Origin of the sequence: Variovorax sp. J2L1-78, from assembly GCF_030317205.1 — a bacterium.
GTDB lineage: Bacteria > Pseudomonadota > Gammaproteobacteria > Burkholderiales > Burkholderiaceae_C > Variovorax > Variovorax arabinosiphilus.
The window spans coordinates 196696-217234 of sequence record NZ_JASZYB010000004.1 but is presented as its reverse complement, the minus strand read 5'-3'; the positions used below and the strand labels follow the sequence as shown (position 1 = coordinate 217234).

The 20539-nt window shown below is 67.9% G+C and carries 20 protein-coding genes; 5 read left to right on the top strand and 15 right to left on the bottom strand.

Annotated elements, in window-relative coordinates; genetic code table 11:
* Positions 1-2: 2 nt before the first annotated feature.
* The 3 genes from QTH86_RS23715 to QTH86_RS23705 form a co-directional block, all read right to left on the bottom strand.
* Complete coding sequence (locus tag QTH86_RS23715; RefSeq protein ID WP_286648627.1) at positions 3-2177, bottom strand: alpha-1,4-glucan--maltose-1-phosphate maltosyltransferase; 2175 nt, start codon at positions 2175-2177, stop codon at positions 3-5.
* On the bottom strand, positions 2170-4062 hold the full coding sequence (gene glgB / locus QTH86_RS23710; protein ID WP_286648626.1) for a 1,4-alpha-glucan branching protein GlgB: 1893 nt from the start codon (positions 4060-4062) through the stop codon (positions 2170-2172). The genes QTH86_RS23715 and glgB overlap by 8 nt, the downstream gene beginning before the upstream one ends.
* A 157-nt stretch (positions 4063-4219) precedes the next feature.
* Complete coding sequence (locus tag QTH86_RS23705) at positions 4220-5437, bottom strand: polyhydroxyalkanoate depolymerase (protein ID WP_286649114.1); 1218 nt, start codon at positions 5435-5437, stop codon at positions 4220-4222.
* Between the two features lie 105 nt (positions 5438-5542).
* Between QTH86_RS23705 and QTH86_RS23700 the strand changes: the two genes are divergently transcribed.
* The 4 genes from QTH86_RS23700 (at position 5543) to QTH86_RS23685 (ending at position 8240) form a co-directional block, all read left to right on the top strand.
* Positions 5543-6199: a glutathione S-transferase gene (locus QTH86_RS23700; protein WP_286648625.1), complete on the top strand. Its 657-nt coding sequence runs from the start codon at positions 5543-5545 to the stop codon at positions 6197-6199.
* Positions 6200-6346: 147 nt separating this feature from the next.
* Entirely contained in the window at positions 6347-6550 is a 204-nt protein-coding gene (locus QTH86_RS23695; protein ID WP_286648624.1) for a hypothetical protein, read from the top strand.
* Positions 6551-6745: 195 nt separating this feature from the next.
* On the top strand, positions 6746-7081 hold the full coding sequence (locus QTH86_RS23690) for a hypothetical protein (RefSeq protein ID WP_286648623.1): 336 nt from the start codon (positions 6746-6748) through the stop codon (positions 7079-7081).
* A 70-nt stretch (positions 7082-7151) separates the two neighbouring features.
* Positions 7152-8240, top strand: a complete 1089-nt coding sequence (locus tag QTH86_RS23685; protein ID WP_286648622.1) for a PA0069 family radical SAM protein — start codon at positions 7152-7154, stop codon at positions 8238-8240.
* 133 nt (positions 8241-8373) lie between these two features.
* On the opposite strand, the gene QTH86_RS23680 is transcribed toward QTH86_RS23685, so the two are convergent.
* The 5 genes from QTH86_RS23680 to QTH86_RS23660 form a co-directional block, all read right to left on the bottom strand.
* Positions 8374-10611 carry a phosphocholine-specific phospholipase C gene (locus QTH86_RS23680; RefSeq protein ID WP_286648621.1) on the bottom strand — a complete coding sequence of 746 codons (2238 nt, stop codon included), beginning with the start codon at positions 10609-10611 and terminating at the stop codon, positions 8374-8376.
* 60 nt (positions 10612-10671) lie between these two features.
* A complete protein-coding gene (locus QTH86_RS23675; RefSeq protein WP_286648620.1) occupies positions 10672-10842 on the bottom strand; it encodes a hypothetical protein in 171 nt (56 codons plus the stop codon).
* A gap of 68 nt (positions 10843-10910) precedes the next feature.
* Complete coding sequence (phnE, locus tag QTH86_RS23670; protein WP_286648619.1) at positions 10911-11852, bottom strand: phosphonate ABC transporter, permease protein PhnE; 942 nt, start codon at positions 11850-11852, stop codon at positions 10911-10913.
* A gap of 83 nt (positions 11853-11935) precedes the next feature.
* Entirely contained in the window at positions 11936-12739 is an 804-nt protein-coding gene (phnC, locus tag QTH86_RS23665) for a phosphonate ABC transporter ATP-binding protein (RefSeq protein ID WP_286648618.1), read from the bottom strand.
* A gap of 35 nt (positions 12740-12774) precedes the next feature.
* Entirely contained in the window at positions 12775-13710 is a 936-nt protein-coding gene (locus QTH86_RS23660) for a phosphate/phosphite/phosphonate ABC transporter substrate-binding protein (protein WP_286648617.1), read from the bottom strand.
* Positions 13711-13897: 187 nt separating this feature from the next.
* Here QTH86_RS23660 and QTH86_RS23655 point away from each other — a divergent pair, with 187 nt between their 5' ends.
* A complete protein-coding gene (locus QTH86_RS23655; protein ID WP_286648616.1) occupies positions 13898-14731 on the top strand; it encodes an HAD-IIA family hydrolase in 834 nt (277 codons plus the stop codon).
* Positions 14732-14748: 17 nt separating this feature from the next.
* Here the strand turns inward: QTH86_RS23655 and QTH86_RS23650 are convergent, their stop codons facing one another.
* The 7 genes from QTH86_RS23650 to QTH86_RS23620 form a co-directional block, all read right to left on the bottom strand.
* Positions 14749-15552, bottom strand: a complete 804-nt coding sequence (locus tag QTH86_RS23650) for a ParB N-terminal domain-containing protein (RefSeq protein WP_286648615.1) — start codon at positions 15550-15552, stop codon at positions 14749-14751.
* An 84-nt stretch (positions 15553-15636) separates the two neighbouring features.
* Positions 15637-16470 (bottom strand): MurR/RpiR family transcriptional regulator, encoded by an 834-nt coding sequence (locus QTH86_RS23645; RefSeq protein WP_353506007.1) that lies wholly within the window; start codon positions 16468-16470, stop codon positions 15637-15639.
* Positions 16471-16583: 113 nt separating this feature from the next.
* Positions 16584-17216 (bottom strand): 3'-5' exonuclease, encoded by a 633-nt coding sequence (locus QTH86_RS23640; RefSeq protein WP_286648613.1) that lies wholly within the window; start codon positions 17214-17216, stop codon positions 16584-16586.
* Positions 17213-17596, bottom strand: coding sequence for a TfoX/Sxy family protein (locus QTH86_RS23635; RefSeq protein ID WP_286648612.1), 384 nt, complete (start codon positions 17594-17596; stop codon positions 17213-17215). Before QTH86_RS23635 ends, QTH86_RS23640 begins: the two co-directional genes overlap by 4 nt.
* 2 nt (positions 17597-17598) lie before the next feature.
* Positions 17599-18456 carry an S-formylglutathione hydrolase gene (gene fghA, locus QTH86_RS23630; protein WP_286648611.1) on the bottom strand — a complete coding sequence of 286 codons (858 nt, stop codon included), beginning with the start codon at positions 18454-18456 and terminating at the stop codon, positions 17599-17601.
* Positions 18453-19370, bottom strand: coding sequence for an alpha/beta fold hydrolase (locus QTH86_RS23625; protein ID WP_286648610.1), 918 nt, complete (start codon positions 19368-19370; stop codon positions 18453-18455). Before QTH86_RS23625 ends, fghA begins: the two co-directional genes overlap by 4 nt.
* Positions 19363-20484, bottom strand: a complete 1122-nt coding sequence (locus QTH86_RS23620) for an S-(hydroxymethyl)glutathione dehydrogenase/class III alcohol dehydrogenase (protein ID WP_286648609.1) — start codon at positions 20482-20484, stop codon at positions 19363-19365. Before QTH86_RS23620 ends, QTH86_RS23625 begins: the two co-directional genes overlap by 8 nt.
* Positions 20485-20539 lie beyond the last annotated feature (55 nt).

Here is a 20539-nt window from a genome sequence, read left to right as displayed (position 1 = left end):
TTTCACAGGAAGTATTCGAAGTCGTTCTCGTCGCGGGTGCGTCGGCGCACCCGCAACACATGGGCCGGCGTGCTCTGTGGTTCCAGCATCACGTAATGCCACTCGCCTTGCCACAGGAAGCGCTGATCGCTCAGCAGGTCGTGCACCTGGAAGGACTGGCCGGCAGGCACGCCGATGGATTCGGGCGTGAGGCCGATCCAGCCGGACTGCGCGTTGTGCGGGTCCAGGTTGACAACCGTGACGACCACGTTGCTGCCGTCGTCCGACGCCTTCACGTACGCGAGCAGCTGGTCGTTCTCGACCGGCAGGAAGCGCAGCGCCGCGTTGCTCTGCAGCGCGGGGTTGTCGCGACGGATGCGGTTGATGCGCGCGATGAAGGGTGCCAGGCTGTGCGGCATGTCGTTCGGCCAGGTGCGCAGCTGGTACTTCTCGGAGTCGAGGTACTCCTCGCTGCCCGCGTGGCGCGGCTTGTGCTCGAGCAACTCGTAGGCCGGGCCGTAGATGCCGTAGCTGGCGGCCAGCGTGGCGGCCAGCGTCAGCCGCAGCCGGAACATCGGCGCCTCGCCGCTCTGCAGTTGCTCGTGCAGGATGTCCGGCGTGTTGGGCCACACGTTGGGGCGGAAGTAGTCGTACCCGGGGCCCTGCGACAGCTCGGTGAAGTACTCGGTCAGCTCCTGCTTCGTGTTGCGCCAGGTGAAGTAGGTGTACGACTGCGAAAAGCCCAGCTTGGCCAGCCGGTGCATCACCTTCGGGCGCGTGAAGGCTTCGGCCAGGAAGAGCACCTCGGGGTGCTCGCGCTTGATCTCCGTGATGCACCACTCCCAGAACGGGAAGGCCTTGGTGTGCGGGTTGTCGACGCGGAAGATCGTCACGCCCTCGGCGATCCAGTGATCGAACACGCTCTTGAGTTCGGTCCACAGCCCTTGCCAGTCGTCGCACTCGAAGTTGAAGGGGTAGATGTCCTGGTACTTCTTGGGCGGGTTCTCGGCGTACTGCACCGTGCCGTCCGGCCGCCAGCGGAACCAGCCCGGGTGCGCCTTGACGTAAGGGTGGTCGGGCGCGCACTGGAACGCGATGTCCATCGCGATCTCCAGGCCGTGCTTGCCGGCTTCGGCGATCAGATGGCGGAAGTCCTCGGGCGTGCCCAGCGCGGGCAGGATGGACTTGTGGCCGCCTTCCTCTGCGCCGATGGCCCACGGGCTGCCGACGTCGTCCGGCTCGGTGACGAGCACGTTGTTCTTGCCCTTGCGGTCGACGCGTCCGATCGGATGGATCGGCGGGAAGTACAGCACGTCGAAGCCCATCTTCTGGATCGCGGGCAGGCGTGCTTCCACGTCCTTGAACGTGCCGTGCTGGCCGGGCACGGTGCCGGCAGAGCGCGGAAAGAGTTCGTACCAGCTGCTAAAGCGTGCGCGTTCGCGGTCGGCCACCAGCGACAGTTCGGCGCCGTAGCGGGCCTCGAAGCGGCGGTCCGGGTAGAGCGAGGCCAGGGCTTCCAGCTTCTCGTCCAGTGCCAGCGCCTTGAGGGCCGTGCCGGTGATGGTGTCGTCGTCGGCCGCGCGGCCGAGCTCGGCCGCCAGGCGCGCGAGCGTGGCGGCGTCGTTGCCCTGCGCGCGCTGGGCGGCGGCGGCAACCTCGGTCGCACCGACCTTCGCGGCGATGCGGATGTCGGCGTCGTCCACGCGGCGTGTCAGCTCATGGCGCCACGACGCGAAGCCGTCGACCCAGGCCAGCACCGAATAGATGTAACGGCCCGGCACCGGCGGGGTGAAGCTGCCGGTCCATACATCGTTGTTGACCAGCGCGAGCGGCGTCTCGTGCACCGTGGTGTCACCCTCGCGCCACCACTGGATCATCGCGCGCAGCACATCGTGGCCATCGGTGATGCAGTGCGCGGTGACCTCGAAGGGCTCCCCGGCGATGCGCTTGACCGCGAAGCGGCCACCGTCGACGTTGGGCAGCACGGCATCGATCACCGCGCGGATGCGGCCTTCCTTGGGCAGGCTGTGCGGATGCGCGATCAGCGCGGCGGTCTGCGTCTCGGGGATGGCTGGCGTGGCGGGGATGGCGGGGATGGTGGGCGTGATGTTCTCGCGGGGCGTGCGTGCGGCCTTGGAGGTCTTCGCTGCCGGCGTCGACGGGGGGGGCGCTGTGCTCTTCGATGGGCTCTTAGGCATGGGTCTCAAGCTTCAGGATCAGGGTGGAAAGAGGGGGCAGCGTCAGCGTCAGCGAATGCGGCCGTCCCTGGGCGGGCAGCGGCGCGGACTCGACCGTGCCCATGTTGCCCCAGCCGGCGCCGCCGTAGTCGCGCGCGTCGCTGTTGAGCAGTTCGCGCCACAGGCCGGGCAGCGGCACGCCGAGGCGGTAGTTCGTGCGGGGCAGCGGTGTGAGGTTGCACACCACCAGCACCGGGTCGCCGTTGCGCGCCTTGCGCAGGAAGGCGAAAACGCTGTTCTGCGCGTCGTCGGCCTCGACCCACTCGAAGCCGTCGGGCGAGAAGTCCACTTCGTACAACGCCGGCTCGGCCTTGTAGACGCGGTTGAGTTCGCGCACGAAGTGCTGCAGCCCGCCGTGGCCTTCCTGGCCGGTGACCCACCATTCCAGTTCGCCGTCGTGCGTCCATTCCCGGCGCTGGCCGAACTCGCCGCCCATGAAGAGCAGCTTCTTACCCGGGTGCGTCCACATCAGGCCGAACAGCGCGCGCAGGTTGGCGAACTGCTGCCAGGCGTCGCCGGGCATCTTGTTGATGAGCGAGCCCTTGCCGTGCACCACCTCGTCATGCGAGAGCGGCAGCACGAAGTTCTCGTTGAAAGCGTAGACCAGCGAAAAGGTCAGCTGGTGGTGGTGGTGCCGGCGGTGCACCGGGTCCTTCGCGAAGTACGACAGCGTGTCGTGCATCCACCCCATGTTCCACTTCATGCCGAAGCCCAGCCCACCCATGTCGGTGGGCCGCGAGACCATCGGCCAGGCGGTCGATTCCTCGGCGACCGACACGGTGTCCGGGTGCTCGCGGTAGACCGCACGGTTGAGGTCGCGCAGGAAGCCGATCGCCTCGAGGTTCTCGCGGCCGCCGTGCACGTTGGGGATCCATTCGCCGGGTTGGCGCGCGTAGTCGAGGTAGAGCATCGACGCCACGGCGTCCACGCGCAGGCCGTCGAGGTGGTAGTGCTCCAGCCAGAACAGCGCCGAGGAGATCAAGAAGCTGCGGACCTCGTTGCGGCCGTAGTTGAAGATGCTCGAGTTCCACTCCGGATGAAAGCCCTGGCGCGGGTCAGCGTGCTCGTAGAGATGCGTACCGTCGAAGAAGGCCAGGCCGTGGGCATCGGTCGGGAAGTGCGAAGGCACCCAGTCGAGCAGCACGCCGATGCCGCGCTGGTGCATGTGGTCGACGAAGGCCATGAAGTCCTGCGGCGTGCCGTAGCGCGAGGTCGGCGCGAAGTAGCCGGTGGTCTGGTAGCCCCAGGAGCCGTAGAACGGGTGCTCGGTCACCGGCATCAGCTCGACGTGGGTGAAGCCCATGTCGACCAGGTAGCCGGCCAGCCGTTCGCCCAGCTCGCGCCAGCCCAGCATCTGGCCGTCCTGCCGTTGCCAGGAGCCGGCGTGCAGTTCGTAGGTCGACATCGGCGCGTCGAGGGCGTTCTTCGGGCCGCGCGCGGCCATCCAGGCGTCGTCGTTCCAGGTGTGCTCGAGCGACCAGACGCGCGAGCCGGTGGCCGGCGGCGGTTCGGCGTAGAAGGCGAAGGGGTCAGCCTTTTCCAGCACGTTGCCGTTCGCGGCGGAGAAGATGCGGTACTTGTAGACGGCGCCGCGCACGGCGTCCGGGTCGAAGCCTTCCCACACGCCGCTGCCGTCCGGGCGCGGCTCGAGCCGCATCGCGCTGTCGTCCCAGCCGTTCCAGTCGGCGATCACCGAGACCGCCTGGGCATTGGGCGCCCACACCGCGAAGCTGGCGCCGCCGCCGGGCTGGAGGTGGCAGCCCATCGTGTCGTGCAGTTTCGCGTGCGTGCCTTCGCGGAAAAGCCAGACGTCATGCTCGCTGAGGCGAGGGTGTTCGATATGCACGGGTGCGTTCCTTTTGCGCCGGATGGTCCGGCCGCTTCGACTGCGGGCTTGAAGCCTTTAGCCTACGCCACGCCTCTGACATTGCGGGCCGCCGAGCGCCCTTCGTGCTGTCGGACAGGAGCTATGTCGGGCTTGAATCGGGCGTGCCGGCGCGCGGTCAGGCCAACTCGGCCGCGGCGTGGATCGCCTCGCGCACCCGCGGGTAGATCTGTGCGTTCCACTTGCTGCCGCTGAACACGCCGTAGTGGCCCACGCCGGCCTGCAGGTGGTGGGTCTTGAGGTAGGGGCGGATGCTGGTGCAGAGGTCCTGCGCCGCGACCGTCTGGCCCACCGAGCAGATGTCGTCGCGCTCGCCCTCGACCGTCATCAGCGCGGTCTTGCGGATGGCGGCCGGGTTCACCTTGCGGCCGTGCACCGTGAGTTCGCCGCGCGGCAGGTCGTAGGTCTGGAAGACCCGCTCGACGGTCTCCAGGTAGAACTCGGCCGGCAGGTCGTTCACGGCCAGGTACTCGTCGTAGAAATTCCGGATCGTGTCGGCCTTGTCGGTTTCGCCGTTGACGATGTGCTCGTACAGCTTCTTGAACTGTTCCTTGTGCCGCTCCGGATTCATGCTCATGAAGGCCGTGAGCTGCAGGAAGCCGGGGTACACCCGCCGCATCATCCCGGCATGCGGGAAGGGCACATGGCTGATGAGGTTCTTGCGGAACCACTCGATCGGCTTGCTGGTGGCGAGGGTGTTCACGCCGCTGGGGTTGACCCGGCAGTCGACCGGCCCGGCCATCAGCGTCAGGCTCTTCGGGGCGGCGGGGTTGTCGTCCTCCGCCATGAGCGCGGTGGCGGCCAGGGCGGCCACGCAAGGCTGGCAGACCGCGACCAGGTGGGCGCCGGGACCGATGGCTTCGAGGAAGGCGATCAGCTGGGCCGTGTAGTCGTCCAGGCTGAAGCCGCCATGGCGCAGCGGCACGTCGCGGGCGTTGTGCCAGTCGGTCAGGTAGACATCGTGGTCGCGCAGCAGCGTGCGCACCGTTTCGCGCAGCAGCGTGGCGAAATGGCCCGACAACGGTGCCGCCAGGAGCACGGGCGGATGCACCGCCTTGGTGTCCTTGCGGAAATGGAGCAGGGTGCCGAAGGGCGCGACCAGCGTCACCTCCTCGTGCACCGCCACCGGTTCGCCGTCGACCAGCACCTCGTCGATGCCGTAGGCCGGCCGGGTGTGGGTGAGCCGCAGGCGCGAGAAGACCTCGAAGGCCGCCGCCATCTTGCGGCTCGCGCTGTCGGGGCCGGCGCCGACCCACATGGCCTGGCCCATGAACTGCGCTGCGAGCCGCAGCGGCGACATCAGATCGCTCTGGTTTTGGTAGGCCCGGTACAGCATGAGGCTGCGTGAAGGCAATTTGCGGGCCAGCATGCCGAGGCCGGATGGGCTGTGGCACAGGCCTTGCACCGGTCAGCCGACAACAGGGCAATCAGGAGCAACGCCATGGCCAAACCCGTTCTCACCATCAGCAGCAAGAACTACGGCGCCTGGGCGCTGCGCGGCTGGCTCATGTGCAAGCTGGCAGGGCTCGACTTCAGCGAGAAGGTGATTTCCCCGGACGACCCGGCCATGAAGGCCGAGATGCTGCTGCTCTCGTCGTCGATGCTGGTGCCGTCGCTGCAGCACGGCACCGTCCATGTCTGGGACACGCTGGCCATTGGCGAATACCTCAACGAGATCAAGCCCAAGGCGGGCCTGCTGCCGGCCGACATCAAGGCGCGCGCCCATTGCCGGGCCATCAGTGGCGAGATGCATTCGGGCTTCAGCGCCATGCGCGGCTCGCTGCCGATGAACATCAAGGGCCACTTCCCGGGCTTCAAGATCTGGTCGCGGGCGCAGACCGACATCGACCGCGTGACCGCGATCTGGCACGAGTGCCTCAAGAGCTACGGCGGGCCATTCCTGTTCGGCAAGCAGCCCTGCATCGCCGACGCCATGTACGCACCGGTCGTCACCCGTTTCCTGAGCTACGACGTGGCGCTGGACCGCGAGTGCGCCGCCTACTGCAAGCGCGTCATGGAGTTGCCGGCGATGCAGGAATGGGTGGCTGCGGCGAGGCAGGAACCCGACGAGATCGACGAACTGGACGCCGAGTTCTAGTCGAGGGGTTCCCCGGTTGCACCCCAAAAATGAATACTTGCGTGTAACATTTTTTACACAAAAGAGTACTAAAGGTTAACATTTCATCCTATCATCGCCGGTAGTGTCGGCAGCCTGGGTGGCTGCCCGCTGAACCGGAGATGTGGTGTGAAGAACTCCTGGACTGTGGCCGCGGGCCTGACGGTGCTGGTGCTGTGTTTGACGGCGTGCGACGACGCCGCGCGCGCCGGGCTCGATACGGGCAAGAGCGCATCGGCCTCCAAGGGCACCAACATCGAAACCGTCGTCGTGACCTGGCAGCCGCGGGACAAGACCGCCGAGTTCCTCAGCGCCTGGCGCCCGAAGAACTGATCGAGTCCGACGGTTCAAGCGCTTTGTGAGCGTTGCCCGCGGTGTGCCGCCCGACTCGCGCAGCCCGACGACACCCGATCCCTCCTGAAATTTTGTCGCAGAGCCTCAAGACTTCGCGCGCCCTGCCGATAAGTCTTTTGTAGGCATCGAGCGCGGTGCCCAACCGATGGACACGACTCTGGACGAGAGGATCACATGCAACACGACACCATTCCCATGGGGTCTGCCTTTTCCCAGTGGGAAAGCCTGACGAAGGACTACCTGGAAGGCCTGGTGGCCCTGCGGCGCCGGGAGCCGGGCGCGTCCGCCAAGATGATGCGTCTGGCGCGGGAGATGCAGGAATGCGAGGCGCGCTGCGGAGGGCCGGTGTACGCCCCCCCGCCCCGCGCCGAAGCGCAGCCGCCCCAGCCGATCCAGCGCCAGCGGCCCGACAAGGACCCGGCACCGGGCTTTTGGACCAGCGCCTTCGGCGCCTTCCTTGGCGCCCACCGGCAGGCTGCCCACGGCGGACGAGACGCTGCCGCGCGCTGACCTGTCGCCGTCGAAACCCTCTTCTCATGAAGGAGACGATGCGAGATACTGTATTTAAGTACAGTATCTCATGGCCGATCACCTCATCCCCCTCCAGGCTCTCAAGGGCCGCGGTGCCGCCAGCCGGCTGGCGCATCGCTTCGAGCGCGACGTGCGCGACGACTTCGACGACGGTTGGAACACGCTGCAGGACGAGGCGGCCGAGGGCCTGCCCCCGCTGCAGACGGAAGTCCGCTTCGAAGACGTCAAGTCGGTCCTGAGCGAGAACGATTCGCCCGACATTCCCTTCGACCGTTCGCTCAACCCCTACCGTGGCTGTGAACACGGCTGCATTTACTGCTTCGCGCGGCCGACGCACAGCTACCTCAACCTGTCGCCCGGCCTCGACTTCGAAACCAAGCTGATCGCCAAGCGCAACATCGCCGAGGTGCTGCGCGCTGAACTGGCCCGCAAGAGCTACCGGCCCAGCCACCTCGCCATCGGCACCGCCACCGACTGCTACCAGCCGATCGAGCGCGAGCTGCGGCTGACCCGCTCGGTGCTCGAGGTGCTGCGCGAGGCGTGCCACCCCTTCGGCATCGTGACCAAGTCGAGCGCGGTCGAGCAGGACCTGGATCTGCTCGCCCCGATGGCGGCGGACCGGCTGGCCGCGGTCTATGTCACGGTCACCACGCTCGACGGTGAGCTGGCGCGCAAGCTGGAGCCGCGCGCCGCCGCGCCGCACCGGCGCCTGCGCACGATCCGTATGTTGGCCGAAGCCGGTGTGCCGGTGGGCGTCAGCGTCGCACCGCAAATCCCTTTCGTGACCGAAGACATGGAGCAGGTCCTCGAAGCCGCCTGGGACGCCGGCGCGCGCTGCGCCTTCTACACGGTGGTGCGGCTGCCGTGGGAGGTCGCGCCGCTCTTCAAGGAATGGCTCGAACTGCACTACCCGCAGCGGGCCGGCCGCATCATGGCGCGCATCCGTGAGATGCGCGGCGGCAAGGACTACGACGCCGACTTCGCCACCCGCATGAAGGGCAGCGGCCTGTGGGCCGACCTGATCCGTCAGCGCTTCGAGAAGGCGACGAACCGCATCGGCTTCAACCGGCAGCGCATCGCGCTGGACCTCGGCGCCTTCCGGCCACCGGGCGTGGCGGGGCAGGGCAGCCTGTTCTGAGGGGCTGTCCGCCCTGCGGCCACCGAGCCGGTGATCTGCCGTCCGCCGATCGCCACTTCGCCAAAGGAAAGGGCGGCGAGCCTGCAGTCTGGCCCACTGCCCCGTTGCTGTGCCCCTGAGTGCCGCGGGCCGATCAGCTGGCGAGGCCCAGCGCCATGGCCGGATCGCTCACGCTGTGGCGACCGGTTTCCACGCGGCCGGCGAAGCGGCGTTCGAACTTCTCGCCGGTGACGGTGAAGTCGTACCACTGGCCGCTGTCGTCCAGTTTCCAGTGCAGCGTGCCGGTGGCGCCGGCCGCGACCTCGAGCGGCCACGGGCCGTCGGTGCGGTAGGCATTGGGTGTCACCGTCACGCGACCGCCGGCGCTGCCGGTGTTGTGCAGCTTGACGTAAATCTGGCCGCCCACCGGCTCGTAGCAGACCTGCACCTCGGGCTTGAACGCAGCGGTGCCGTGGGCCAGTGCGTCACCCGAGAAGCTGCGCACGTAGCCGTTGGTGCTGTAGACCCACAGGTCGTACTTGCCGCTGTCGGTCGCGGCGGTGTCCCAGAAGTCGTTGAGCGTCTTGCCCGCTTCCACCGTGTAGCGGCGCGGGATGCGCTCCAGGTGCAGCTTGTCGTAGACATGGAACACGGCGCCCTGCATGCCGGTGTTGGCGAACACCAGCTGCAGGAGGCCGCGCGGCTCGACGCGCGCGCTGGTGTGCAATTCGTACGGAAGGGCCCGCGATGGTCGCGTGCCGACTTCCTGTGCGAACGTCGGCAGAACCGCCGGGGCCACTGCGGCCGGCAGCGCGAGCTGCTGGGTCTCGATCGTCTGGTACTGGCGCGTGGCGGGCAGCGTCGGCACGGCCGGGTCGTTCGGCGAGACGAAGTCGAACGCACTGGTCAGGTCGCCGCTGACGGCCCGGTGCCACGGGCTGATCGCCGGCACCGTGATGCCGAAGCGCTTCTCGAGGAACATCCCGACCGATGCGTGGTCGGACACCTGCGAATTGACCCAGCCGCCCTTGCTCCATGGCGAGATCACGTACATCGGTACGCGCGGGCCCATGCCGAACGGGCGCAGCTTGCCGGTGATGGTGTCGCGGTCGTCCAGGTATTTCGAGGTCGTCGGCTTGCCTATGTAGGCGCTGAGGAACTCGTCGACGTAAACGTTGTTCTGGGTGTCGAAGTACATGCCGTTCACGTCCAGCGTCGACTTGCCGGCGAGGCTGCCGTCGAGGTTGTACGAGGGCACGGCTGGCGGTGGCACGTGGTCGAAGAAGCCGTCGTTCTCGTCGAAGGTGACGAACAGCACCGTCTTGCTCCAGACCTCCGGATTCGCGACCAGGGCTTCGAGCACCTGCTGCGTGAAGTCGGCACCGCTGGCCGGGCTCGACCCCGATGCGTGCTCGGATTGCGCCTGCGACGGCAGCACCCAGCTGACCGCCGGCAGCGTGTTGTTCTTCACGTCGTTCGCCAGGTCGGTGAGCGACCATGCGCTCATGCCGTTGGCATAGATCGGCGAGCCGGGCGGTGCGGTCCGGAAGCTCTCGAACGCGAGGCAGCCGTTCATCGCGCCGGTCCAGTTGTTGTTCGGGTCCTGGTAGATGCGCCAGCTCACGCCGGCCTTCTGCAGCACGTCCGGGATCGTCGGCCAAGTCAGGGCGTTGCTCAGGTACGTGTACCCCGGCACCGGCCAGTTGCCCGGCTTCCAGTTCTTGACGACCCAGCAGCGCACGTTGTTGGGCTCGGAGGTGGCATCGGTGTTGTTGAGGCCTTGGGCGCGCACGGTCGGATCGAACGCGGAACCGGACCAGAACGCGACCCGGTTCGGGTCGGTGCCGGAGAGGACCGAGCAGTGGTATTGATCGCACAGCGTGAACGCCTCGGCCAGGGCGAACTGGAACGGAATCTCCTGGCGCTTGAAGTAGCCCATCGAGTGGCCGGTGTTCTTGCCGGTGACGAGGTCGATCTTGAACTTCGGCCAGTAGCCGTACTGACCCTGGCTCCACGCGGCCTGCATGTCGGGGAAGGTGTGCGAGGTCGTGTCGGACTTGATCGCGTTCATCTGCGTCATGTCGAGGTGGAACGGCGTGATCTCGCGCGTGCCGTCGCTTTCGTACCAGACCGATTTCCCGCTCGCGAGCGGGATCGGGAAGCGGTCGCCGAAGCCGCGCACGCCCTTGAGCGTGCCGAAGTAGTGGTCGAAGCTGCGGTTCTCCTGCATCAGGATGACGACGTGCTTGACATCCTGGAGGGTGCCGGTGTCGACGGCGGCCTCGACCGCCAGCGCCTTGCGGATGGACGGCGGCAGCATCGTGAGGGCGGAGGCGGCGCCGATCGCGCCAGCGGACTTGCGCAGGAAGTTGCGTCTTGGAAGGTGGTTCATGGTTCAGCGTGTGGGATGGAGAGGGTCGGGAGAAAAGGCCGTTGGATGCGGTGCCGCGCCTCAGGGCGCGCACTTGAGTTGCGGGTCCGGGGCCGTCGGCGGTGCTTCGGGGCTCCCACCGGTGGGCGGCGGTGTGGGCGTGCCGCCGTTGCCTCCGCCGCCGCAGGCGGCAAGGCTGGACAACAGGGCCGCGGCGCACAGGCCGCGCAGGAGAAATGAAGCAGCTTTCATGGTGGAGTCCTCGGGAGGAAAGAAGAAGAAGGAGTCGGTGGGAGAGGAAGACAGGTCCGCGGAGGACCTCAGGCAAAGCGGCGGCGCAGGCGCGCGGCGATCTGGTCGAGCACGAAGACGGTCAGGAAGATCGCGACCAGGATCGTTCCGACGTGCGAATAGTTGTACATGTCGTAGCGCCCCTTGAGCTCCTGGCCGATGCCCCCGGCACCGACCAGGCCGACCACCGTGGCCATGCGCACGTTGCGGTCGAGCACGTAGAGCGTGTAGGCGATGAACTGGGGCATCACCTGCGGCAGCACCGCGAAGCGCATCACCTTCAGCTTGCCGGCGCCGATGGCGCGCAGTGCCTCCTGCGGCTTGTCATCAGCGGTCTCGATGTCTTCCGCGTAGAACTTGCCGAGAAAGCCCGCGGCATGCAGCGCCAGGGCCAGCACGCCAGCGATCGGGCCGAAGCCGTAGGCCAGCACCAGCAGCAGTGCACTCACCAGTTCGGGCACCGCGCGGCACAGGCTCACCATTCCGCGCGCCACGCCGTAGGCGACGACGTTGGGGCTGTAGTTGCGCGCACTGAACCAGGCGAGCGGCAGGCTCATCGCGACCGCAAGCAGCGTGGCCCAGAAAGCGATCTCCAGCGTCTCGACCATCTTGGCGAGCACGTGCGTCAGGTACCCGATCGGCTCGACCAAAACCTCGCGCTGCTCGACGCTGTCTTCCATCTGCAGCGTCTGCGGATTGAGGCGCGGGTCGTGCACCGTCTCGGTCTCGATGTGCGCAAACAGCGGCAATCTGGCGCGGTCGAAGTTCTCGATGCGCGCGACCTCGGTGCGCTCGGAGATCTGGATCGGGAACAGCGACCTGGCCACCCCTGCCAGGCCAGCCGACACCTGCGAGGTGTCGCGCAGTCCGACGGCGGCCAGCAGGCCTTCGCCCGTGAGCACGGCCATGCGACCCATCTCGACGCGTTGACCGGTCACGAAGCACAGGGCAAGCGCGAGCAGCACGCCCATGACGGTGCGAGCGCCAAAGGGGGGACGGATTGCCCACGCCTGCGAGGGTGTCGACGGGCTGGACGAAGCGCAAGCACGGTTCATCACGCGGCCTCCCACACCAGCGAGTGCGTCGGCCTGGGCTCGACCGGTGCCGTGGTCGACGCGGCAGAGAGCCGCTCCGCGCCATACAGTGCCTGTGCGGCGGCCGCATCGAAATCCTGCGGGGCGCCATCAAAGACCAGCACGCCATCGCGCAGCGCGACGATGCGGTCGGCGAAGCTGCGCGCGAGGTCGACCTGGTGCAGGCTGCACAGCACCGTTGTGCCGCGTTCGGCGGCTTGGCGCTTGAGCAGTTCGAGCACTTCGCCGCTGGCCTGGGGGTCCAGACTGGCAACCGGCTCGTCGGCCAGTACGAGGGGAGGCGCCAGCATGAAGGCACGGGCGATGCCCACGCGCTGTTGCTGGCCGCCGGAGAGTTCGCTGGCGCGGCGGTTCAGGTGGGCGGGCTGGAGCCCGACCGACGCGAGCAGCTCGCAGGCGCGTTCGCGCATCGCCTCCGGGAACAACCCGGCCATGGCACGCCACAGCGGCAGGGCCGGCAGCGCACCGCTCAGCACGTTGGTCGCCACGCTGGCGCGCAGCACCAGGTTGAATTGCTGATGGATCATGCCGATGCGCGGCCGGATGTCGGCAAGCGACGCTGCCGTCACCTGGACGCCATCGACATGCACCGTGCCCGCTGTCGGCCTGACCAGCCCGTTGGCCATGCGCAGCAAGGTCGACTTGCCGGCGCCGGAGCTGCCTAGCACGACGCAGAACTGGCCGCGCGGGATGTGCAGCGACACGGTCTTCAACGCCGACGTGCCATCGGCGTACCGCATGTCGACCGAATCGAAGCGCAACATCGGAAGCGGTGCCGAGGCGGATGCGATACCGGCGTTCAACGCTCGGCCGCCTTCTTGAGGATCCGGCCCTTGAGCTCGTCGGTGAGCAGCGCGAGCTTCTGCGCGGCGACGTTGAACTCGGCCTCGGAGAACTGCGTGTCGTAGCCGTCGATCTTGGCGCCGCCGTAGCCGCGGATCATGTCGGGTGTGATGCCGGGCGCCTTGTTCACCGTGCTGAAGGCCGACTTCAATTGCGTCTTCAGGGCTTCGGGCAACTTGGAATTGAGCGCCAGAGGCGGATAAGGGATGGCCGGGCTGCGGGCGATCACCTTGATCGTTTTGGGATCGACCGCGCCTTGCTTGACGGCCTTCTCGTAGGAGTCGAAGGACAGCGACGCGACGTCGACCTGCCCCTGCACCAGGGCGGCCAGGCTGTTGGCATGGCTGCCGGTCATTCGGATCGCTGCAAGATCGCGTACCGGATCGATGCCCGCATCGAGCAGCATGGAGATCTGGAAGGTGAAGCTCGAGGCCGAGTTGACGTCACCGAAGGCGACGCGCTTGCCCTTGACGTCCTGCACGCCGGCGATCGGCGCGTCGGCCTTGGCGAACATGCCCGCGTAGTAGATCGACGCCCCCTTCTCGACGCCCACGGCCAGCAGCTGCGCGCAGCCGCGCTGATGCGCCTGCACATAGGACACCGGGCCGAAGAAGGCGATGTCGGCGAGCTGGTTGCACATGCCTTCGACCACCGCACCGTACGACTGGCCGACCTTCAGGTCGAACTGCAGACCGGTCGTGCGCGAGATCGCGTTGAACACCGGCAGGTAGTCGGCCTTGGTGCCCGACTCGGTGCCGCCGTCGGCCGGAATCAGCAACACGCGCAGCGGGCGCTCCTTCGAGCCGTCGGCCACGCTTTGCGCGAATGCGGGAGAGAGGGGGGCGACGGTCAGCGCGAGCGCCGCGGCGGCCGAGGTGAGGAGGTGTTTCATGTCCGGGGTCCTTGCGGGGGTGAGGGGGTGTCGCTGGCGTGTGCAGCGGCTCGACCTGGGCAAGGTTAGGCAGCGGATATGACAGAGGAATGAATTCAGCTCAAGTATTTATCGATAAAAATTGAGCGAAACTCAATAGAATGCGAGCCAGCGCCGGAGGGTCGGCGCGCATCGAATCCACTTGCTCATGAACAAAGACAGCGCGGTCGTCGACCGCACCGCGGCCGACCACTTCATCGCACGCAGCGCGGCCGAAAGGCTGTGGCAGGCACGCCACCTGATCGTCGATCTCGACGGCACCCTGATCCGCGAGGACGAGGTGCTCGATGGCGCGTCGGAACTGCTCGAACGCTTCCGTGGCCGCTGCATGATCGTCTCCAACAACTCCACCCACACCGCCGAAGGCATGGCACGCCGGCTCGCACGGCTTGGGCTCCAGGTGGCGCCGTCGTGCATCGTGCTGGCGGGTGAGCAGAGCGTGGCCTACCTGCGGCGCGAGCACCCGCAGGCGCGCGTCCTGCTGGCCGGCAGCGCCGCCCTGCAACGCCATGCGATGGCCCGCGGCTGCCAGTTGGTGAAGGCCGATGCCGACGTCGTGCTGCTGGCGCTGGACCCGCACTTCAACCGCGCTCGGCTCGGCCTCATCGCCAACCAGTTGCGTCGCGGTGCCCTGCTGGTGGCAACCAACGCCGACGCCAGCCACCCGGGGCCGGGCGGCAGCCTGGTGCCCGAAACCGGTGCGCTGCTGGCCGCCGTGATCACGGTGAGCGGCGTTCAGCCGCTGCGCGTGGTCGGCAAGCCCGGCCCGCTGTTGCTGGAGGAAGGGCTGCGCCGGCTCGGCGCATCGCCCGCGAGCACGCTGGTGATCGGCGACAACCCCGACACCGATGCGCGTGGCGCCTTGCAGCTGGGGATGGACTGCCTGCTCGTGGGCGGCGCCGCCGGATCTCCCAGCCTGGCCGCCTTGCTGCGTGGTGCCGTCAGCGCGCCTGGGGCCGCCGCTGCGGCGCCGGCGCTGTAGCCGCCGCGGGGCGCCGTTCAGCCGCCGGCGTGCAGTGCGGCGAGTTGCGCGCGCAAATCCGCGTTCTCGGCCGTCAGTGCGGCCACGCGGGCACGCAGCAGTTGCAGCTCGTCACCGGTCTCTGTCTCATCCGCGGCGGATTCGGGCGTGGAGGCTTCCTCGCGCGGTCGGCGCTTGGCATCACGTACCCGCTTGGCGGCCTGCTTGAGTTCGTCCTTGCCGGCGATCGCTGCGGCCGCCTGCTCCTCGGCCGGCAGGCTGGCGACGGCGGCGGCTGCGTTGAGCGAGATGGTGCCGGCCTTCACGGCCTCGACCAGCTCCGGCGCGGCCTGCTTCTGGATCTTCTCGATCATCACGACCTGGCTGCTGCTCAGGCGCGCGGCCTTGGCGATCGCCTCGCGGCTGTTCATCGGTGCCGGCGGGGCTTCGTCGACGTCGAAGGGCGGGCCCTCATCGGCAACGGTGTTCGAGTCGGCCGGCGCGGCGGCACGTGCCCGCCGCCCGGCCACGATCTCGCGCTTGCGCAATGCCAGCACGCCGCGCTGGAAATCCGACACGCTGCGCCGGCCCAGGTGCTGGTCGATCATCCAGAGGTGCACATCCTCGATGGTGCGAAAGCGCGGGTTCTGCACCGTCTGGAACGGCAGGCCGTGCTTCTGGCAGATGCCGTAGCGGTTGTGGCCGTCGACCAGCACGTCGCCCCACAGCACCAGCGCGTCGCGGCACCCCTCGGCCAGCAGGCTGCGCTCCAGCGATTCGTACTCTTGCGGCGTCAGCGGGTCGATATAGGCCTTGAGTTCTTCGTTGACGACGATGTCCATGGGTGCGGGGTTCCGGGAAACAGCAAAGGGGCGCGATTGTAGTGAGCGGCCCGGCCAGGGTCGGCGGCGCCGGGCGCCCGCCCCTCAGTAGCGCTTGGTCGACAGCACGTCGAAGGTCTTGCGCAGCGTGCGCACCGACTTCTCGTAGTCGGCCAGCGCCAGGCAGGCGATCAGCGCATCGATGATCGCCAGCTGCGCCAGCCGGCTGGTCATGGCCTCGGTGCGGAAGCTGGTCTCGCGCGCCATGGTGAACAGCAGCACGTCGGCGAAGGCCTGGATCGGCGACTTGCCGAAGTTGGTGATGCAGATGGTGGAGGCGCCGGCCTCCTTGGCCAACCGCGTGGCCAGCACGGTCTCGTGGGAGCTGCCCGAGTGCGAGATCGTGAGGGTCGCCACGTCGGGCCCGGTGAGCGATGCGCTGATCGCCTGGATGTGCGAGTCGACCACCACCTTGGCGTCGATCCCGATGCGCAGCATGCGGTAGTGCGCATCCTCGGCGATGGTGGCTGCGCTGCCGATGCCGTAGATCTCGATGCGCCGGGCTTTCTTGATCAGCTGCACCGCCTTCGCCATGGCCGACACGTCGAGCGCGGCCTGGGTGTCGCGCAGCGTCTGCACATTGCTTTGGAAGATCTTGCGCACGGTGGCCTCCACCGTGTCCTTCTTCACCAGATCTTCGTGGATGAACTGCACCGGCTGCACCAGCTCCTGTGCCAGCGCGATCTTGATCTGCTGAAAGCCGGTGGCACCGAGGTTCTTGCAGAGGCCGACCACGCTGCCTTCGCTGGACTTGGTGCGCTCGGCCACCTCGCTCACCGACATGTGAACCACTTCCTGCGGGTGCTTGGCGATGAAATCCGCGATGCGCTGGCCGGCCGGGCCGAGCGAGGGCCACAGGGTGTCGATGCGGGCGAGCACGGCGGAAACCGGCGCGGCATTCGATTCGAGCGCCTGGGGGCGGGCGGATTTTCGGGGGGCGGAGGACTTCATGCAGCGGTGAGCTTAGCCGGCCCGTGTGACGTTGCCCGCCTTCAGCTCGACAGCGGCATCGGCACGAGCCGGGCGGCGTCCAGGCCGAGCCTGTCCATCACGCGCATGGCTGCGTAGGCGTCGTTCGCGGCATAGCGCACCTGCCCCTCGGAGAGCCGATGGGTGGCCCAGTTGGAGGTCGACTGCTTGCGCGACTTGACGAACTGCTGGCCGAACAGCAGCGCGATGGCCGACTTCACGCCGACCGCATCGCGGTAGCCGCGGCGCTTGAAGACGGTGTCGAGGTCGACCACGCCCTGCGGCTCGACGCCCAGCGTGCGGCGGATCTGCGTGCGGTCGCCGGCCAGGCCGAAGCCGACCTTGACGAGTGCACTCGAGGCGATCAGGTGGGCAGCCGCCGCGCGGCAGACCGGGTCGTGCACCTGGAAGACCCAGGCCCGCTCGAGCGAGGCGAACTGCACCGTGTGCGGCCCGGTCGAGATTTCGTTCTTGAGGAAGGTCGGCTTCGATTCGGTGTCGAAGCCGACCACGTTCAGCGCACCCAGCTCGGCCAGCGCCTTCTCGGCCTGGATCGCGGTGGCCACCACGTCGATGTCCTGCAGCGTGAGGCCGGGGAAGACGTCGAAGGCGGCGATCTCTTCGCGGGTCGGCAACGGTGGCGGGGCGGTGTTCATGGGGCTTTCCTGGTCTTCCTGGCCGCTGCCGACGCGGTCGTGCGTCGGGGCTTGGGCGCCTGTCCGGAGCGCATCGCCGCCTCCCAGGCGCGACGACCCCACAGGGCCGCGAGGTCGCGGTCGTCGAAGAGGTCGGCGGGCGCCTCGCGGTACGACATCTGCATCGTCTTGCCCTGGCGCTCGTACGAGAAGGCCGGCGCGTTCAGTGCGTCGAAGTGGGGAGCGCTCTCGGCGTCGACCTTGAGGTAGAGCGTCTCGCGCACGACCAGTCCGATCATGCGGCCTTCGTGGAACAGCCCATGGCCGCCGAACATGCGCCGTGCCTGCACGCGGCCGAGCCGTTCGAACACTTCCGGCAGGCTGTCGGCGAGTCCGGCCACGCTCAGGCCTTCAGCAGCTGGGCGTGATGGACGAGGTGGTCGGCCATGAAGCTCTGGATGAAGTAGTAGCCATGGTCGTAGCCCTCGTGCCGGCGCAGCGTCAGCGGCTGGCCGATGGCGTGGCAGGCGGCCTCGAACAGGTGCGGGTGCAACTGCTCGGCGAGGAATTTGTCGCCCAGGCCCTGGTCGACCAGGATGCCCGCGGGGTAGGGCGCGACCGGCTGGTTCTCCATGAGCACCGTGGCGTCGTGTTCGATCCAGCGCGTGCGGTCGGCGCCCAGGTAGCCGGTGAAGGCCTTCTCGCCCCAGGGGCAGCGCGTGGGCGCGCAGATCGGCGCGAAGGCCGACAACGACTTGAAGAGGCTCGGGTGCCGCAGCGCCAGCGTGAGCGCGCCATGCCCGCCCATCGAATGGCCGGTGAGGCCGATGCGTTGCGGATCGATCGGGAAGGCGGTGCCGAGCAGCGGCAGCAGTTCGCCGATCAGGTAGCTTTCCATGCGCCAGTGCGGGGCCCATGGCGCCTCGGTCGCGTCGAGGTAGAAGCCGGCGCCGACGCCGAAGTCCCAGCTCTCCGATTCGCCGGGCACGTTGGCGCCGCGCGGGCTGGTGTCCGGTGCGACCAGCGCGATGCCGAGTTCGGCCGCCAGACGCTGCGCGCCGGCCTTGACCATGAAGGTCTCTTCGTTGCAGGTGAGGCCCGCCAGGTAGATCAGCGCCGGCACCGGGCCGTCTGCGGCCTGCGGCGGCAGGAACACCGAAAAGCGCATCGGCAGGCCGATCTCGCCCGAGGCGTGTTCGTGGAAGGTCTGCGTGCCGCCGAAGCAGCGGTGTTCGGACAGGGTCTTGGGGGAGGCGGTCATCGGCGATGCGGGGAAATGAGTTCGAGCACCGCATCGGCGAACACACGGGGTGCTTCCTGCGGCATGTTGTGGCCCACGCCGGGCAAGGTGCGGTGCGTGCGCGGGCCGGTGAAGTGGTGGCCCTGGTCGGCGGTGCCGGCGGGCGACATCACGCCGTCGTCGGCGCCGTCGAAGGTGATCGACGGCACGCGGATCTCGGGCATCTGGTCGAGGGCGGCCTGGAGGTCGGCATAGGCCGGGTCGCCCGCGGCCTTGCCGTAGCGGTGCCGGTAGGAATGAATGACGATGTCGACGAAATCCGGGTTGTCGAAGGCGGGCGCCGTGCGCTCCCAGGTCGCGTCGTCGAAGGCCCAGGTGGGCGACCAGAGCCGCCACAGCAGCCGGCACAGATCGCGCCGGTTCTGCGCCAGCCCGGCGCGGCCGCGCTCGGTGTGGAAGTACCACTGGTACCAGTAGCGGAACTCGTTCTCGGGCGGGGCCGGCTCGTCGGCATGCGCGATGGCCTGCACCTTGTAGCTGTTGAAGGACACGAGCCCGGTGCAGCGCTCGGGCCACAGCGCCGCGGCCACGCAGGCGGCCGTGCCGCCCCAGTCGTAGCCGGCCAGCACGGCCTGCGGAATCGCCAGCGCATCGAGCAGGGCGCGCAGGTCGGCGGCCAGTGCAGCCTGCTCGCCCGACCGCGGCGTGGCCGCATCGACGAACTGGGTCGGGCCGAAGCCGCGCAGGTAGGGCACGACCACGCGGCAGCCTGCGTCCGCGAGGATCGGCACCACCTCGGCGTAGGCGTGCACGTCGTAGGGAAAGCCGTGCAGCAGCACGGCGGGCGGCCCGTCCTCGGGACCGCTCTCATGGAAGGCGATGTCCAGCACGCCGGCGTGCACACGGCGCAGCGGGCCGAGCATCGCTTCAGTCATACAGGACCACGCCGCGGATCGACTCGCCGCGCTTCATCAGGTCGAAGCCCTTGTTGATGTCTTCGAGCGGCATGGTGTGCGTGATCAGGTCGTCGATGTTGATCTTGTTTTCCATGTACCAGTCGACGATCTTCGGCACGTCGGTGCGGCCGCGGGCGCCGCCGAAGGCCGAGCCTTCCCAGTGGCGGCCGGTGACCAGCTGGAACGGGCGGGTGCTGATCTCGGCCCCCGCTTCGGCCACGCCGATGATGATGCTGCGGCCCCAGCCCTTGTGCGTGCATTCGAGCGCCTGGCGCATCACCTTGGTGTTGCCGATGCACTCGAAGCTGTAGTCGGCGCCGCCGTCGGTCAGCTGCACGATCGCGTCGACGATGTTGCCGCCGGCCGCCTCGATGTCCTTCGGGTTCAGGAAATGCGTCATGCCGAACTTGCGGGCCATCGCCTCGCGCGCCGGGTTCAGGTCGACGCCGATGATCTTGTCGGCGCCCACCATCTTGGCGCCCTGGATCACGTTCAGGCCGATGCCGCCGAGGCCGAACACCACCACGTTCGCGCCGGCTTCCACCTTGGCGGTGAAGATCACGGCGCCGATGCCGGTCGTCACGCCGCAGCCGATGTAGCAGACCTTGTCGAAGGGCGCGTCCTCGCGGATCTTGGCAAGCGAGATTTCGGGGGCGACCGTGTAGTTGCTGAAGGTCGAGGTGCCCATGTAATGGAAGATGGGCTTGCCGTCCATGCTGAAGCGGCTGGTGGCGTCGGGCATCAGGCCCTTGCCCTGCGTGCCGCGGATCAGCTGACACAGGTTGGTCTTGCGGCTCAGGCAGAACTTGCACTGGCGGCATTCGGGCGTGTAGAGCGGGATGACATGGTCGCCCTTCTTGAGCGTGGTCACGCCGGGGCCGACGTCGACCACGATGCCCGCGCCTTCATGGCCGAGGATGGCCGGGAAGATGCCTTCCGGGTCGGCGCCCGAGAGCGTGTAGTAGTCGGTGTGGCAGATGCCGGTGGCCTTGATCTCGACCAGCACTTCGCCGAACTTCGGCCCGTCGAGGTCAACGGTTTCGATGGTCAGGGGCTGGCCCGATTGCCAGGCGACGGCGGCTTTGGTTTTCATGCGAAGGTCCTTGAGGAATGGGGGCGGCGGTTCGACCGCGGACCCCCAAGCTTAA